Origin of the sequence: Pseudomonas trivialis, from assembly GCF_001439805.1 — a bacterium.
Lineage (GTDB): Bacteria > Pseudomonadota > Gammaproteobacteria > Pseudomonadales > Pseudomonadaceae > Aquipseudomonas > Aquipseudomonas trivialis.
The window spans coordinates 24,841-40,969 of sequence record NZ_JYLK01000015.1; the positions used below are offsets into that span (position 1 = coordinate 24,841).

Below are 16,129 nucleotides of genomic sequence, written 5' to 3' on the forward strand. Positions count from 1 at the left end.
CCTTGTTCACATTGCCCCAGGGACCCGTCATGAGCCGCATTTTTGCAGACAACGCGCACTCCATCGGTAACACGCCTCTTGTTCAGATCAACCGCATTGCGCCGCGCGGCGTGACCATTCTGGCGAAGATCGAGGGGCGTAACCCGGGCTATTCGGTGAAATGTCGCATTGGCGCCAACATGATCTGGGACGCCGAGGGCAGCGGCAAACTCAAGCCGGGCATGACCCTTGTCGAACCCACCTCCGGCAACACCGGTATTGGTCTGGCCTTTGTCGCTGCTGCCCGTGGCTACAAACTGCTGCTGACCATGCCGGCGTCCATGAGCATCGAGCGGCGCAAGGTGCTCAAGGCCCTGGGCGCCGAACTGGTGCTGACCGAACCGGCCAAAGGCATGAAAGGCGCCATCGACAAGGCCGCTGAAATCGTCGCCGGCGACCCCGCCACCTACTTCATGCCGGCCCAGTTCGAAAACCCGGCCAACCCTGCCATTCACGAAAAAACCACCGGCCCGGAAATCTGGAACGACACCGACGGCGCGGTGGACGTGCTGGTGGCGGGCGTGGGCACCGGCGGCACCCTCACGGGTGTGTCGCGCTACATCAAGCACACCGCGGGCAAGCCGATCCTGTCGGTGGCGGTCGAACCGATGGCGTCGCCGGTGATCACCCAGGCGCTGGCCGGTGAAGAGATCAAGCCGAGCCCGCACAAGATCCAGGGGATCGGCGCCGGTTTCGTGCCCAAAAACCTCGACCTGTCGATGGTCGACCGCGTGGAACTGGTGACCGACGACGAGTCCAAGGCCATGGCCCGACGCCTGATGCAGGAGGAAGGCATTCTCTGCGGTATCTCCTGCGGCGCGGCGATGGCCGTGGCCGTGCGTCTGGCCGAGAAACCGGAGATGCAGGGCAAGACCATCGTGGTGATCCTGCCGGACTCCGGTGAGCGTTACCTGTCGAGCATGTTGTTCAGCGATTTGTTCACCGATCAGGAAAACCAGGCGTGATGCTCACCACAACCGCCGGCTGATCGCCGGGTTTGATTTGTGTCAGCTGGTCAGGCGGGGCCTTCTGCATACTGGCCCAACTGTTTATCATGGCCGGCTGCTACGTCTGCTGTTGGCCAGGCGCTTATTTTCAGGAGTTGCTGCATGACCTTTTCTTTGGCCGCCAAACTGTCGGTGTTGCTGCTGTTTATCGGCAGTACGCTGTATGTGCACCTGCGCGGCAAGGCCCGTTTGCCGATGTTGCGCCAGTTCGTCAATCATTCGGCGCTGTTTGCCCCATATAACGCCTTGATGTACCTGTTCTCCGCGGTACCGTCCAAACCTTACCTGGACCGCAGCAAGTTCCCGGAGCTGGACGTGCTCAAGGACAACTGGGAAGTGATCCGCGAAGAGGCCATGCACCTGTTCGACGAGGGCTATATCCGCGCCGCCGAAAAGAACAACGACGCCGGCTTCGGTTCGTTCTTCAAGAAGGGCTGGAAGCGTTTCTACCTCAAGTGGTACGACAAACCGCTGCCGTCGGCCGAGGCCCTGTGCCCGAAGACCGTGGCGCTGGTGAGCAGCATCCCCAACGTCAAGGGCGCGATGTTCGCGCTGTTGCCGGGTGGCAGCCACCTCAACCCGCACCGCGATCCGTTTGCCGGGTCCTTGCGTTATCACCTGGGGTTGTCCACGCCCAATTCCGATGACTGCCGCATCTTTGTCGACGGCCAGGTCTACGCCTGGCGCGATGGGGAAGACGTGATGTTCGACGAAACCTATGTGCACTGGGTGAAGAACGAAACCGAGCAGACTCGGGTGATTCTGTTCTGCGACATTGAACGTCCGCTGAGCAACCGCCTGATGACCCGTCTCAACCGTTGGGTCAGCAAGCAGCTGGGGCGTGCGACTGCGCCGCAGAATCTGGATGATGAGCGGGTGGGGGGGATTAATCAGGCGTATGCGTGGAGCAAGACGTTCAGCGACAGGTTCAGCGGTCGGGTTAAACAGTTCAAACGCAAGTATCCCCTGGCTTACCGGATTGCGCGGCCGGTGTTGGCGGTGGTGGTGTTGGTGTTGTTGTGGAAGTGGTTGTTTGGCTGATTTGGGATAGGGTTAGAACTGGGGGAGGGTTTTCTGCTGGTGTTGGTGTACATATTCGTTGCTGCGGTAACGGCTACGTATGGTTCCGCCCTTACGGCGGGTCACTTTTGGAAAAGAGCCCCAAAAGTAACCAAAAGGGCTCTTGCCCCACCACTCGGCACCTCGCTAAGGCTCGGTGTGCCCGAACGCAGGCTTGAATCCGTGGGCCGCCGCGATGGGCCATCCTTGGCCCAGCGCGGCTAACCCGGCGTCCTGCCGGGTTACCCACGGATTCAAGCCTGCGTTCGGCCAGCGTGGTTGACGGGGCGCCTAAGATCAAAAGCCAAAGCAAAGCCAAAGCGGTGTGATATCTATCAGACAAATGGAGATCAAGTGTGGGAGGGGGCTTGCTCCCGATGGCAGTGGGTCAGCTACAGATAAGCTGACTGATCCACCCTCATCGGGAGCAAGCCCCCTCCCACCTTTGCATTTCCAGTGTTGCTTATGAGGCGATCAACTGGCGCAGCACGTAGTGCAGGATGCCACCGGCCTTGAAGTATTCCACTTCATTGAGCGTATCGATCCGGCACAGCACTTCCACTTTCTCGCTGCTGCCATCCTCCCGCGTAATCACCAGCGTCAGGTTCATGCGCGGCACGATCTCCACGTTGGTGAGGCCGAGGATGTCGATGTTCTCCTTGCCGGTGAGTTTGAGCGATTTGCGGTTCTGATCCAGCTTGAACTGCAACGGCAACACGCCCATGCCCACCAGATTGGAGCGGTGAATCCGTTCGAAGCTTTCGGCAATGACTGCCTTGACCCCCAGCAGGTTGGTGCCCTTGGCCGCCCAGTCGCGGCTGGAGCCGGTTCCGTATTCCTGGCCGGCGATTACTACCAGCGGCGTGCCTGAGGCCTGGTATTTCATCGCGGCGTCGTAAATCGCCATGCGCTCGCCGGTGGGGATGTACAGCGTATTGCCGCCTTCCTCGCCGCCGAGCATTTCATTGCGGATGCGGATATTGGCGAAGGTGCCGCGCATCATCACTTCATGGTTGCCCCGGCGTGAGCCGTAGGAGTTGAAGTCGCGCGGTTGAACGCCTTGTTCTTGCAGGTAGCGCCCGGCAGGGCTGTCGACCTTGATGTTGCCGGCGGGGGAGATGTGGTCGGTGGTCACCGAGTCGCCCAGCAGCGCCAGCACGTTGGCGCCCGTGACGTCCTTGATCACCGGCAGGGGGCCTGCAATATCGTCAAAGAACGGCGGGTGCTGAATATAGGTGGAGTCCTGCTGCCACACGTAGGTAGCGGCCTGGGGCACTTCGATTGCCTGCCATTGCTCGTCACCGGCGAACACTTCGGCATATTCCTTGTGGAACATGCCCGTGGTGACTTGCGCGACGGCGTCGGCGATCTCTTTGCTGCTCGGCCAGATATCTTTGAGATACACCGGATTGCCGTCCTTATCGTGACCCAGCGGCTCGCTGCTGATATCGATACGTACGGTGCCGGCCAGCGCATAGGCCACCACCAGGGGCGGCGAGGCCAGCCAGTTGGTTTTCACCAGCGGGTGCACGCGGCCCTCGAAGTTTCGATTGCCGGACAGCACCGAGGCCACGGCGAGGTCGGCGGTCTGGATGGCTTTTTCAATCGGCTCGGGCAGCGGCCCGGAGTTGCCGATGCAGGTGGTGCAGCCGTAGCCCACCAGGTCGAAACCGAGTTTATCCAGGTATTGAGTAAGGCCTGCGGCGTGGTAATAGTCGGTGACCACCTTGGAACCCGGCGCCAGGGAGGTCTTGACCCACGGCTTGCGGGTCAGGCCCTTTTCCACGGCTTTTTTCGCCACCAGCCCGGCGGCCATCATGACGCTGGGGTTGGAGGTGTTGGTGCAGGATGTGATGGCGGCGATCACCACCGCGCCGTTTTTCAGGCGATAGGTATTGCCTTCGTATTCGTAGTCGGCTTCGCCTACCAGGTCTGCATTGCCCACGGCCACGCCACCGCCGCCTTCGCTTTCAAGGCGGCCTTCTTCCTTGTTGGTCGGTTTGAATTGCAGGTCGAGAAAATCACTGAACGCCTGGCCCACATTCGGCAGTGCCACGCGGTCCTGCGGGCGCTTGGGACCGGCCAGGCTGGCTTCGACGCTGCCCATGTCCAGCGCCAGGCTGTCGGTGAACACCGGCTCTTGCCCCGCGTTGCGCCACAGGCCCTGGGCCTTGGTGTAGGCCTCCACCAGTTTCACGGTTTCGCTGGGGCGACCGGACAGGCGCAGGTAGTCCAGCGTCACGTCGTCCACCGGGAAAAACCCGCAGGTGGCGCCGTATTCCGGGGCCATGTTGGCGATGGTGGCGCGGTCGGCCAGCGGCAGGTCAGCCAGGCCATCGCCGTAGAATTCGACGAATTTACCCACCACGCCTTTTTTGCGCAGCATCTGCGTGACCGTCAGCACCAGGTCGGTGGCGGTGATGCCTTCTTTCAATTTGCCGGTGAGCTTGAAGCCGATCACTTCCGGGATCAGCATCGACACCGGCTGGCCAAGCATCGCCGCTTCCGCTTCGATACCGCCGACGCCCCAGCCGAGCACGCCCAGGCCGTTGATCATGGTGGTGTGGGAGTCGGTGCCCACCAGCGTGTCGGGAAAGGCGTAGGTGCGGCCGTCTTCGTCCTTGGTCCACACGGTGCGGCCCAGGTATTCGAGGTTGACCTGGTGGCAGATGCCGGTGCCCGGTGGCACCACGCTGAAGTTGTCGAAGGCGCTCTGGCCCCAGCGCAGGAAGGCGTAGCGTTCGCCGTTGCGTTGCATCTCGATGTCGACGTTCTGCTCGAAGGCGTCGGCGTTACCGAACTTGTCGACCATCACCGAGTGGTCAATGACCAGGTCCACGGGGGACAGCGGGTTGATGCGCTGCGGGTCGCCACCGGCCTTGGCCACGGCGGCGCGCATGGCGGCGAGGTCGACCACGGCGGGCACGCCGGTAAAGTCCTGCATCAGGACGCGGGCGGGGCGGTACTGGATCTCGCGGTCGGACTGGCGCTCTTTGAGCCAGGCGGCGATGGCCTTGAGGTCGGCGCCGGTGACGGTCTTGTTGTCTTCCCAGCGCAGCAGGTTTTCCAGCAGCACTTTGAGCGACATCGGCAGCTTGTCCAGGTCGCCCAGTGTCTTGGCGGCCTCGGGCAGGCTGAAATAGTGGTAGGTCTTGTTGTCGATTTCCAGGGTCTTAAGGGTTCTCAGGCTATCAAGGGATGACATGACACGACTCCTTATGGTCCGCACGGCTACGGACCTGGCGGGACGAACAGAGCGTTTAACTTAGCCCTGTTTTGAGTAGCAGGCTAATAACTGGACTGCCGGGTGAAGTCCAAGGTTCCGAACTCGGCTATCATGCGCGCGTTTTCATGACAGGCCTTGCACGACAGCAAGCCGGTGCCAGGAGATTCAATGAACACCCTTTTTATGCACTGCCGTCCGGGTTTCGAGGGCGAAGTCTGCTCCGAGATCGCCGAGCACGCCGCGCGCCTTAACGTTTCCGGTTACGCCAAGGCCAAGACCGGCAGCGCCTGCGCCGAATTCGTCTGCACCGAGGAAGATGGCGCCCAGCGCCTGATGCACGGCCAGCGCTTCGCCGAATTGATCTTCCCCCGGCAGTGGGCGCGCGGGGTGTTCATCGACCTGCCGGAAACCGACCGCATCAGCGTGATCCTCGCGCACCTGCATCCATTCCCGGTGTGCGGCAGCCTGTGGCTGGAGATGGTTGACACCAACGACGGCAAGGAACTGTCGAACTTCTGCAAGAAATTCGAAGTGCACCTGCGCAAGGCCTTGCTCAATGCCGGCAAGCTGGTGGACGACCCGAGCAAGCCGCGCCTGCTGCTGACCTTCAAAAGTGGCCGCGAAGTGTTCATGGGCCTGGCCGAGTCGAACAACTCGGCGATGTGGCCGATGGGCATCCCCCGCCTTAAGTTCCCGCGTGACGCGCCCAGCCGTTCGACGCTGAAGCTGGAAGAGGCCTGGCACCACTTCATCCCCCGCGACCAGTGGGACGAGCGCCTGCACGGCGACATGACCGGCGTCGACCTCGGTGCCGCACCCGGCGGCTGGACCTGGCAACTGGTCAACCGGGGCATGCTGGTGACCGCCATCGACAATGGCCCCATGGCCGAAAGCCTGATGGACACCGGCCTGGTGCAGCACTTGATGGCCGACGGTTTCACCTTCGTGCCAAAACAGCCGGTGGACTGGATGGTGTGTGACATCGTCGAGAAACCGGCGCGCAATGCCGCGCTGCTGGAAACGTGGATCGGCGAGGGCCATTGCCGCGAGGCGGTGGTGAACCTGAAGTTGCCGATGAAGCAGCGTTACGCCGAGGTCAAACGCCTGCTGGAACGGATCGAAGAGGGCTTCAAGGCGCGCGGTATTCGTGTGGAGATTGGCTGCAAGCAGCTGTATCACGACCGGGAGGAGGTGACCTGCCACCTGCGTCGGCTTGAGCCTGCGAAGAAACCCAAGAGACACTGACCGCCCCTGTGGGAGCGGGCTTGCCCGCGATAGCGGTATAACGGTCGAAATTATGTTGAATGTGCCCCCGTCATCGCGGGCAAGCCCGCCCCCACACTGGAGCGGGTGTGTTTCAGGAGTGATGTATGAGTGAATTACCCATTGACGGCACCCTCGACGCCACCGGCCTCAACTGCCCGGAGCCGGTGATGATGCTGCATCAGCACATCCGGGACCTGGCGCCTGGCGGCCTGCTCAAGGTGATCGCGACCGACCCTTCCACCCGTCGCGATATTCCCAAGTTCTGTGTGTTCCTGGACCACGAACTGGTTGAACAGAAAGAAGAGGGCGGCACCTACCTGTACTGGATTCGCAAGAAAGTCGATTAAACCCGCGCCTTGCCTGCGTGAATACGCCGGCGTGCACTGCGCGCCAGGCGCACCAGCAACATGCCTGCCGCGCAACTCAAACCGACGATCAGGCCTTGCCACAAGCCGCTCGGCCCGCTGGCTGCGCCCAGCCAGTCGGTGAGCCCCAGGGCGTAGCCCACCGGCAGGCCCACGCCCCAATAGGCGAACAAGGTCAGCACCATGGTCACCCGGGTGTCCTGGTAACCGCGCAGCGCGCCAGCGGCGGTGACCTGGATCGAGTCCGAAAACTGGAACAGCGCGGAAAACACGATCAGCGTGGAGGCGAGGTGGATCACCACCGGGTCCGGCGTGTAGATCGCCGCGATCTGCTCGCGAAACAACAGCATCAGGCTGCAGGACAGGCAGGCATAGGCCAGCGCCGTGCCCATGCCGACCCCGGCGGCAAAGCGCGCCTCACGGGGTTCGCCACGGCCCAGGGCCTGGCCGACGCGCACGGTCACGGCCATGCTCAGGGAATAGGGAATCATGAACACCAGCGAGCTGACATTTAGTGCGATCTGATGGCCTGACACCACGGTGGCGCCGAGGCTGCCGAGCAGCAGGGCGATCACCGCAAAAATGCTCGACTCGGCAAAGATCGCCACGCCAATCGGCAGGCCAATGCCCAGCACGCGCTTGATCACCGCCCATTGCGGCCAGTCGAAACGCTTGAACAGTTCGCTGCTCTGGTAAGCCGGGCCCCAGCGGGTCCAGCCGGCGAGGCCGAGCATCATCGCCCACATCGCAATCGCCGTGGCCCAACCACAGCCCACGCCGCCCATGGCCGGCACGCCGAAGTGGCCGTAAATGAAGATGTAGTTCAGCGGAATGTTCAACGCCAGGCCGCACAGGCCCATCACCATGCTCGGCCGCGTGCGGCCCAGGCCGTCGCTGAAACAGCGCAGCACGTAATACAGCGCAATCGCCGGCATGCCGGCGGCGATGCCCTGCAGGTAGCCCATGGACGGCGCGATCAGGTCGGGCTCGACCTTCATCGCCTGCAGCACCGGCTCGGCGCACAGCAGCAACAGCGCGCCGCACAGACCGACCACCACGGCCAGCCACAATGCCTGACGCACCAGCGGCCCGATCTCGCTGAACCGGCCCGCGCCGTAGCGTTGCGCGACTTTCGGTGTGGTGGCCAGCAGGGTGCCGGTCATCAGCAGGTACACCGGGATCCAGATCGAGTTGCCCAGGCCCACTGCCGCCAGGTCCTGAGGGCTGACCCGCCCGGCCATCACCGCATCGACGAAGCTCATCGCGGTGGTGGCCAGTTGACCGATCATGATCGGCAGGGCAAGCGTCATCAGGTCGCGCACTTCCCGGCGGATGCGGGCGGGGCGGGTGAGGGGGGCGGTGGCAGTGTTCACGTACAGATGTCCAATCAAAGGCAAAGCGCAAGGACCGCGGATTCTACGCGTTGACGCAATGGTCAGGAAAAAACCTGTGTTGCGCATTTGTAAACGGTCCCCAGGCACCGCCTCGCACAGGGTTCTTCAGTGTGAGTCAGGTCGCAAGGCTGTACACTGCCGTTCCGCCAAAGGAGCCCCGCCATGCTGATTGTTGCCGACGAGAATATTCCGCTGCTCGATGAATTCTTCCAAGGCTTCGGTGAGATTCGCCGTGTGCCCGGTCGCGCCATCGACCGCGCCACCGTCGAGCAGGCCGACGTGCTGCTGGTGCGCTCGGTGACCAACGTCAATCGGGCCTTGCTCGAGGGCAGCAGCGTCAAGTTCGTCGGCACCTGCACCATCGGCACCGATCACCTGGACCTCGATTACTTCCAGCAGGCCGGCATTCACTGGTCCAGCGCCCCCGGTTGCAACGCGCGCGGGGTGGTGGACTACGTGCTCGGCAGTCTGCACACCCTGGCGGAAATCGAAGGCGCCGACCCCGCCCAGCGCACCTATGGCATCGTCGGTGCCGGTGAAGTGGGCGGCCGGTTGCTCAAGGTGCTCAAGGGCCTGGGCTGGAAGGTGCTGGTGTGCGACCCGCCACGGCAGATCGCCGAAGACGCAGACTACGTGAGCCTGGACCAGATCATCGAGCAGTGCGATGTGATCAGCCTGCACACGCCGCTGATCAAGTCCGGCAATGGCGCCACCTGGCGCCTGTTCGATCATGAACGTCTGCGGCGGCTAAAACCCGGCACCTGGCTGATCAATGCCAGCCGCGGCCCGGTGGTGCATAACGCCGCCCTGCGCGAAGTGCTGCTGGAACGCGAAGACCTGCAAGCGGTGCTGGATGTGTGGGAGGGCGAACCGGAAGTGGACGTCGACCTGGCCGACCTCTGTGTGCTGGCCACGCCGCATATCGCCGGCTACAGCCTGGACGGCAAGCAGCGCGGCACGGCGCAGATCTATCAGGCGTTGTGCGCGTACCTTGGCCAGGCGCCCGGCATTGCCCTGAGTGACCTGCTGCCGCCGCCTTGGCTGGCCGAGGTGCAGTTGCATGCATCCACCGACCCGGCCTGGGCACTGGCCACGCTGTGTCGCAGCGTGTACGACCCGCGGCGCGATGATGCGGATTTCCGCCGTAGCCTGGTGGGAACCGTGCAGGAGCAGCGCAAGGCCTTCGACCTGCTGCGCAAGCATTACCCCGAGCGCCGCGAAATCGATGGCTTGAAGGTGCGGATCAATGGCGAGTCGCCGGTGCTGTCGAACATTGCGCGCGCGTTGGGCGCCGAGGTCGTTTAAGCGCCCATAAAAAACCCGGCCATCAAGGCCGGGTTTAAGAAAGCGCTGGCGCTCGCCTTATTGGGCAGGCTTGACCAGTCGCTGCTCCAGTTCGCTGCAGGCTTGCTGGATCATCTCTTCGGTAATCTGTACTTCGCGGCCCTTGGCGTCGATATACGAGCAAGGCAACTGCTGCGGTTGGCGGATCACTTCAATCTTGGCATCGCTGCTGTTTTGCAAGGTCATGGCCTGTCTCCTCATCAGGTTGTGTCCCTATTCTAAAACCCCCGCGTGACCGCGCTGTGACAACTCCCTGCACGCTCACCGGTTCGAACGACAAGTGCACCAGAAACCGCCATGGATTTCCAGTCGCGCGTTAGATCGATAGCCTCCAGGAGTCCGGGTCGCTGGGCATAATTAACCTGACTCATTGTTATTCGCCCAAGTTCCCCCAATGTTGAGTACAGGTTCCCCATCGGTAATGCCCTCATGTTCTCAGTCCGTCAACGCCGCGCGATTCGCCTGGCCAGTCGCTTTATCGCGCCCTATCGCTGGCAGGCGCTCGGAGCCTTGCTGGCGCTGATCGTTACCGCCGGCATCACCTTGTCCATGGGGCAGGGCATTCGGCTGCTGGTGGACCAAGGCTTCATGACCCAGTCCCCGCACCTGCTCAATCAGTCCATCGGCCTGTTCATGCTGCTGGTGCTGGGCCTGGCGGTGGGCACGTTTGCGCGGTTCTACCTGGTGTCGTGGATCGGCGAGCGGGTGGTGGCGGACATTCGCCGGCAGGTGTTCAACCACCTGATCTACCTGCACCCGGGCTTCTATGAGAACAACCGCAGCTCGGAAATCCAGTCGCGCCTGACCACCGACACCACGTTGCTGCAATCGGTGATCGGCTCGTCGCTCTCGCTGTTTTTGCGCAATGCGCTGATGGTCATCGGCGGCATCGTGCTGCTGTTTGTCACCAACCCCAAGCTCACCAGCATCGTGGTGGTGGCGCTGCCGCTGGTGCTGGCGCCGATCCTGATTTTCGGGCGGCGGGTGCGCAGCCTCTCGCGCCAGAGCCAGGACCGCATTGCCGATGTGGGCAGCTACGTGTCCGAGACCCTCGGCCAGATCAAGACGGTGCAGGCCTACAACCACCAGGTGCAGGACGAGCAGCGCTTCGCCGTGACCGTGGAAGAGGCTTTTGCGACTGCGCGCAAGCGCATCGCCCAGCGTGCCTGGCTGATTACCCTGGTGATCATGCTGGTGCTCGGCGCCGTGGGCGTGATGCTGTGGGTGGGCGGCATGGACGTGATCAACGGGCGGATTTCCGGGGGCGAGCTGGCGGCGTTTGTGTTTTACAGCCTGATCGTCGGCAGCGCCGTCGGCACCCTGAGCGAGGTGCTCGGTGAGTTGCAGCGCGCCGCCGGTGCGGCCGAGCGCATCGGTGAGTTGTTGCAGTCGAGCAACGAGATTAAAGCCCCGGTGCAGGGCGCGGTGCGCTTGCCGCAGCGTGTCAGCGGGCGCATGGACCTGCAGGACCTGCGCTTTGCCTACCCGTCGCGCCCGGACACTTACGCCATCGACGGCTTGAGTCTGACCATCAATCCCGGCGAAACCCTGGCACTGGTCGGCCCCTCCGGCGCGGGCAAGTCGACGCTGTTCGACCTGCTGCTGCGTTTCTACGACCCACAGCACGGTCGCATTTCGCTTGAAGGCCACGCGCTGACCGACCTCGACCCCCTGGACCTGCGCCGCCACTTCGCGCTTGTCTCACAGAACCCGGCGCTGTTTTTCGGCAGCGTCGAAGACAACATCCGCTACGGCAATCCGTCCGCTACCCGTGAACAGGTTGAAGCCGCGGCGCGTATCGCCCATGCCCATGACTTCATCCTGCAAATGCCCGACGGCTACCAGACGCACCTGGGCGAAAGCGGCTTGGGCCTGTCCGGTGGCCAGCGCCAACGCCTGGCCATCGCCCGCGCGCTGTTGGTGGATGCACCGATCCTGCTGCTGGACGAAGCCACCAGCGCCCTCGACGCCCAGAGCGAACACTTGATCCAGCAGGCACTGCCGCAACTGATGCACGGGCGCACCACCCTGGTGATCGCGCATCGGCTGGCGACGGTAAAGAATGCGGACCGGATTGCGGTGATGGACCAGGGCAGGCTGGTGGCGGTGGGCACGCACCAGCAGCTGATTGCGAGCAATGCGCTGTATGCGCGGTTGGCGGCGTTGCAGTTCAGCGCGGACACGTAGTGCCACGCTTGTGGATACACGGAAAATCCAATGTGGGAGCCCAAGCTTCAGGCAGCCATAACAAGCCCACTTTCACATTTGGCTATTACTGATCGTCGAAATAGCGCTCATGCCAATCCACGAGTGGCTGTGGCGAATTGAGCTTCTGTCCGTAGATCACCGAATAAGACAGCACGTTCTGCACATACTGACGGGTTTCGTCGAACGGGATGCTTTCCACCCACACGTCGAAACTCAGGTGGTCGGCACCGCGCAGCCACTGGCGTACGCGGCCGGGGCCGGCGTTGTAGGCGGCGGAGGCGAGCACGCGGTTGCCGTTGAACTGGCTGTGCACCTGGCTCAGGTAGGCGGCGCCGAGCTGGATGTTCTTGTCCGGGTCCAGCACCTGGGCCGGTGAGGCCAGGGGGATGCTGAATTTGCGCGCGGTCTCCTTGGCGGTGCCCGGCATCAGTTGCATCAGGCCGCTGGCGCCGACGCCTGAACGCGCATCGTCCATGAACGCGCTTTCCTGGCGGGTGATGGCGAACACCCAGCTCGAATGCAAGCCACGCACCTTGGCTTCGCGCACCAGGGTGTCGCGGTGGGCCATGGGGAAGCGGATATCCAGGTCGTCCCAGTACTGCGCCTGGCTGATGGTGCGGATCGCCGGGAAGTACCACTTCATGTCGTAGGCCAGCCTGGCCTGGGCGACCATTTCATCGCGGTTGAAGTGACGGCTGACGTGATACCACTCGCGACGCCCGTCGACGATCTGGCCCCGCGCATAGAACTCCATTGCGCGGCGCACGCCCGGTGTATTGCGCACCTTGTTCATCAGCGCCTGGCTCATTACCAGCGGTTTGTTGGTGAGCTGGTACGGCGACTTGGAACGGTCGGCGGCGAGGAAGCCGTAGAAATCCCGTTCCTTGGCGACGTTTTTGTACAGCACCATGGCTTGCGGATTTTTCGGCTCGGCCAGTTCCAGACTGCGAGCCTGCCAGTAGCGCCAACGGTTAGTGGTGGCCAGGTCCTGTGGCAGTTTGCGGGTGAGCTGGTAGGCCTCTTCCCAGCGTGCCAGGCGCAGCAGCAGGCGCAGGCGCCATTCGGACACCGTGTTGTCGCGCAGTTCGGGGTCGTACTGGGTCATCACGTCGAGGGCGCGCGGGTCATAGCGGCGGGCCAGGGTCAGGCCGATTTCGCGGGCGATCGACACTTTTTCGTCACGGGAAAAGTGCATGCTGCTGGCGTAGCCGTCGAGCAGGGCCATGGCCTTGTCCGGGTCCTGACGTGCCAAACGACGCAGGCCCAGGCCCACGGCATCGGACATCGCCTCGTTGGCCGGCAGGAAGCGTGACGGGTCGCTGAGCATGTCGGGTTTTTGCGCCACATCCACCATCAAGCGGCCTTGGGCGCCGAGGGTGGGCAGGGTTTTCACCAGGCTATTGGCCAGCGCGTAGTTGCGCGCCTCGGCGGCGAGCTTGGTGCGGTCCCAGATTTTCTGTTCGGTGAGCTGCCCGGCAGCCGCCCACTGGCCGAAGGTGACATCACAGGCGGCGGGTTGGGTTTTGCCGGTCATCCACAGCTTTTCGGCGGTCTTGTAGCCTTCAGCCTTCAGGTTGTGGGTGAGCTGGTATTGGCCGTGCAGGCAGTCCAGCTCAACGAAATTGAGCTTGGTGTCGTAGTACTTTTCAAAGGTCTGCCAGTCGCCACGCTCGGCGAGCCAGCGCAACCAGCGCAGTTTCATCCAGTTGGCCTGGGGCAGGTCACCATTTTTGGCGAGGAACTGCTCGATTTCCTCGTTGCTCGCGCTTTTAAGGCGCGCGGTCAGTTCGTCATAGGCCAGGTAGGGCGTCAGCGGATAGTCGGCCAGCGCCTGGCTGTATTGCATGTACGGGCCGGTATCGCCCTTGGCCAGCGCGCGTTTGGCTTCATCGTAGTATTGACGTTGGGTGGTGAGGTCCACGGCCTGGGCGGATTGGGCGGCGGTGGCGGAAAGAAGCAGACAGGATAAAAAGTTGAAAAGGCGACTGCGCATGAGACGTCCGTGCAGAGAAATCACGACTAGCACCGGCACCGCCGACACTGATTGCCCCTAGCTTAGCCTTTTGCCAGCGACCGGCGAAAGCTTTGCCGGGAGGTTCGTTCAAGTTCGACGGAAATGTCCTACAGAACGTGTCGACATCGAAAAAGCCGGCCGCATCCCACCCTCAACTCAGGTAGAATGCGCGCCCGGTTTTTGGAGAAGTGTATGACCCTGCTCAAATTCAGCGATGTGTCCCTTGCTTTCGGCGCTATGCCGTTGTTGGACAAGGTGTCCTGGCAGATCGCCCGTGGTGAGCGGGTGTGCATCATCGGCCGCAACGGCACCGGCAAGTCGAGCATGATGAAGCTGGTAAAGGGCGATCAGAAGCCCGATGACGGCTCTGTCTGGCGCGCTCCGGGCCTCAAGATCGGCGAATTGCCGCAGGAATTGCCGGTGGCCGACGGACGGACCGTGTTCGACGTGGTCGCCGAAGGCCTTGATGGCGTGGGCGAGTTGCTCGCGCAATACCATCACCTGGCGCAGAACTGCGTCACCGAAGAGGACCTGGACAAGCTGATGCACGTGCAGCAGGCGCTGGAAGCCCGTGACGGCTGGCGCTTGCAGCAACTGGTCGACAGCACCCTCAGCCGCCTGCAGCTGCCGGCCGACAAGACCCTCGCCGAGTTGTCCGGCGGCTGGCGTCGTCGCGTACTGCTGGCCCAGGCGCTGGTGTCCGAGCCGGATCTGCTGCTGCTCGACGAGCCGACCAACCACCTGGACATCGGCGCTATCGCCTGGCTTGAAGAAGCCATCAAGGACTTCCAGGGCGCCGTGCTGTTCATCACGCACGACCGGGCGTTCCTGCAGAGCCTGGCCACGCGCATCCTTGAGCTGGACCGTGGTGGTCTGATCGACTGGAACGGCGATTACGCCAGCTTCCTGGTGCACAAAGAGGCTGCGCTGTCCGCTGAAGAAACCGCCAACGCGCTGTTCGACAAGAAGCTGGCCCAGGAAGAAGTCTGGATCCGCCAGGGCATCAAGGCGCGCCGCACCCGTAACGAGGGCCGTGTGCGCGCACTCAAGGCCTTGCGTGTTGAGCGTGGTGAGCGTCGCGAGCGCACCGGCAAGGCCAATATCCAGCTGGACACCGCCGACAAGTCGGGCAAGCAGGTGATGGTGCTGGAGAACGTCAGCTTCCATCACCCGGGCGGTCCGTTGCTGATCAAGGACTTCTCCATGGTGCTGGCACGCGGCGACCGTATCGGTCTGCTGGGCGCCAACGGCACCGGCAAGACCACCTTGCTCAAGCTGATGCTCAATGGCCTGCAACCGACCAGCGGCAAGGTGGAAGAGGGCACGCGTATCGACGTGGCCTACTTCGACCAGTTGCGCCACCAGTTGGACCTGGAAAAAACCGTGATCGACAACGTCGCCGAAGGCCGCGACTTTATCGACATCGACGGCCAGAGCCGCCACGTGCTGAGCTACCTCGGCGACTTCCTGTTCAGCCCCCAGCGTGCGCGCACGCCGGTCAAGGCGTTGTCTGGCGGTGAGCGTGCGCGCCTGTTGCTGGCCAAGCTGTTCAGCAAACCGGCCAACCTGCTGGTGCTCGATGAACCGACCAACGACCTCGACGTGGAAACCCTCGAACTGCTGGAAGAAGTGCTGCTGACCTTCAACGGCACCGTGCTGATGGTCAGTCACGACCGGGCATTTCTCGACAACGTGGTCACCAGCACGCTGGTCTTCGAAGGTGAAGGCAAGGTGCGTGAATACGTCGGTGGTTATCAGGACTGGCTGCGCCAGGGTGGTTCGCCGCGTTTGCTGGGCGTCACCGAAAGCAAGTCCGGCAAGGCCGACCTGGCCTCCGCCGTGGTTGCACCGGTGGCGGCCGCACCTGCGCCCGCGCAGGACGCAGCGCCGGTGGCCAGGAAGAAGCTCAGCTACAAGCTGCAGCGCGAGCTGGAAGCCTTGCCGGGGGAGATCGAGGCCAAGGAGCAGCAGATCGCCGCAGTCGAAGCAGAAATGGCTGACGCGGGTTTCTACCTGCGTCCGGCGGCAGACACCGCCAAGGTCATCGCCTCCCTGGAAACGTTGAACCAGGAGCTGGAAGTGCTGGTTGAGCGTTGGGCCGAGCTGGATGCCTGATTGATCGGCAGGCACTAAAAAACCCGGTGTTCATTTGATGAGCACCGGGTTTTTTATATGAAATGCGATTCAAAATGTGGGAGGGGCGGTGC

General features: G+C 62.7%; 11 protein-coding genes. 7 read left to right on the top strand and 4 right to left on the bottom strand.

Translation table 11 applies throughout. The annotated features are described in order from the left end of the window. The first annotated feature begins 29 nt into the window (after positions 1-29). On the top strand, positions 30-1,004 hold the full coding sequence (gene cysK / locus TU79_RS19585) for a cysteine synthase A (RefSeq protein ID WP_057009548.1): 975 nt from the start codon (positions 30-32) through the stop codon (positions 1,002-1,004). Positions 1,005-1,148: 144 nt separating this feature from the next. Beyond that, positions 1,149-2,087: an aspartyl/asparaginyl beta-hydroxylase domain-containing protein gene (locus TU79_RS19590; RefSeq protein ID WP_057009549.1), complete on the top strand. Its 939-nt coding sequence runs from the start codon at positions 1,149-1,151 to the stop codon at positions 2,085-2,087. A 481-nt stretch (positions 2,088-2,568) separates the two neighbouring features. On the opposite strand, the gene acnA is transcribed toward TU79_RS19590, so the two are convergent. After that, on the bottom strand, positions 2,569-5,310 hold the full coding sequence (acnA, locus tag TU79_RS19595; protein WP_057009550.1) for an aconitate hydratase AcnA: 2,742 nt from the start codon (positions 5,308-5,310) through the stop codon (positions 2,569-2,571). A 189-nt stretch (positions 5,311-5,499) separates the two neighbouring features. Here acnA and rlmM point away from each other — a divergent pair, with 189 nt between their 5' ends. Both rlmM and tusA read left to right on the top strand, forming a co-directional pair. Beyond that, a complete protein-coding gene (rlmM, locus tag TU79_RS19600; RefSeq protein WP_057009551.1) occupies positions 5,500-6,576 on the top strand; it encodes a 23S rRNA (cytidine(2498)-2'-O)-methyltransferase RlmM in 1,077 nt (358 codons plus the stop codon). Positions 6,577-6,701: 125 nt separating this feature from the next. Then, positions 6,702-6,944, top strand: coding sequence for a sulfurtransferase TusA (gene tusA / locus TU79_RS19605; RefSeq protein ID WP_057009552.1), 243 nt, complete (start codon positions 6,702-6,704; stop codon positions 6,942-6,944). On the opposite strand, the gene TU79_RS19610 is transcribed toward tusA, so the two are convergent. Further along, positions 6,941-8,335, bottom strand: coding sequence for an MATE family efflux transporter (locus TU79_RS19610; RefSeq protein WP_057009553.1), 1,395 nt, complete (start codon positions 8,333-8,335; stop codon positions 6,941-6,943). The genes tusA and TU79_RS19610 overlap by 4 nt on opposite strands. Positions 8,336-8,518: 183 nt before the next feature. Between TU79_RS19610 and pdxB the strand changes: the two genes are divergently transcribed. Then, entirely contained in the window at positions 8,519-9,661 is a 1,143-nt protein-coding gene (pdxB, locus tag TU79_RS19615) for a 4-phosphoerythronate dehydrogenase PdxB (protein WP_057009554.1), read from the top strand. 57 nt (positions 9,662-9,718) lie between these two features. On the opposite strand, the gene TU79_RS26350 is transcribed toward pdxB, so the two are convergent. Then, positions 9,719-9,886 (bottom strand): PA1571 family protein, encoded by a 168-nt coding sequence (locus TU79_RS26350; protein WP_003234031.1) that lies wholly within the window; start codon positions 9,884-9,886, stop codon positions 9,719-9,721. Between the two features lie 243 nt (positions 9,887-10,129). On the opposite strand from TU79_RS26350, the gene TU79_RS19625 reads away from it, so the two are divergent. Next, positions 10,130-11,887, top strand: coding sequence for an ABC transporter transmembrane domain-containing protein (locus tag TU79_RS19625; protein ID WP_057009555.1), 1,758 nt, complete (start codon positions 10,130-10,132; stop codon positions 11,885-11,887). Positions 11,888-11,972: 85 nt separating this feature from the next. On the opposite strand, the gene TU79_RS19630 is transcribed toward TU79_RS19625, so the two are convergent. Next, positions 11,973-13,901 carry a transglycosylase SLT domain-containing protein gene (locus tag TU79_RS19630; RefSeq protein WP_057009556.1) on the bottom strand — a complete coding sequence of 643 codons (1,929 nt, stop codon included), beginning with the start codon at positions 13,899-13,901 and terminating at the stop codon, positions 11,973-11,975. 213 nt (positions 13,902-14,114) lie between these two features. On the opposite strand from TU79_RS19630, the gene TU79_RS19635 reads away from it, so the two are divergent. After that, positions 14,115-16,037, top strand: a complete 1,923-nt coding sequence (locus tag TU79_RS19635; RefSeq protein ID WP_057009557.1) for an ATP-binding cassette domain-containing protein — start codon at positions 14,115-14,117, stop codon at positions 16,035-16,037. Positions 16,038-16,129: the final 92 nt, after the last annotated feature.

Excerpts from the sequence above, each read along its gene's own strand:
- TU79_RS26350 (WP_003234031.1), bottom strand. The coding sequence starts at position 9,886 with ATGACCTTGCAAAACAGCAGCGATGCCAAGATTGAAGTGATCCGCCAA.
- TU79_RS19630 (WP_057009556.1), bottom strand. The coding sequence starts at position 13,901 with ATGCGCAGTCGCCTTTTCAACTTTTTATCCTGTCTGCTTCTTTCCGCC.
- TU79_RS19590 (WP_057009549.1), top strand. The coding sequence starts at position 1,149 with ATGACCTTTTCTTTGGCCGCCAAACTGTCGGTGTTGCTGCTGTTTATC.
- rlmM (WP_057009551.1), top strand. The coding sequence starts at position 5,500 with ATGAACACCCTTTTTATGCACTGCCGTCCGGGTTTCGAGGGCGAAGTC.
- acnA (WP_057009550.1), bottom strand. The coding sequence starts at position 5,310 with ATGTCATCCCTTGATAGCCTGAGAACCCTTAAGACCCTGGAAATCGAC.
- cysK (WP_057009548.1), top strand. The coding sequence starts at position 30 with ATGAGCCGCATTTTTGCAGACAACGCGCACTCCATCGGTAACACGCCT.
- TU79_RS19635 (WP_057009557.1), top strand. The coding sequence starts at position 14,115 with ATGACCCTGCTCAAATTCAGCGATGTGTCCCTTGCTTTCGGCGCTATG.
- pdxB (WP_057009554.1), top strand. The coding sequence starts at position 8,519 with ATGCTGATTGTTGCCGACGAGAATATTCCGCTGCTCGATGAATTCTTC.
- tusA (WP_057009552.1), top strand. The coding sequence starts at position 6,702 with ATGAGTGAATTACCCATTGACGGCACCCTCGACGCCACCGGCCTCAAC.
- TU79_RS19625 (WP_057009555.1), top strand. The coding sequence starts at position 10,130 with ATGTTCTCAGTCCGTCAACGCCGCGCGATTCGCCTGGCCAGTCGCTTT.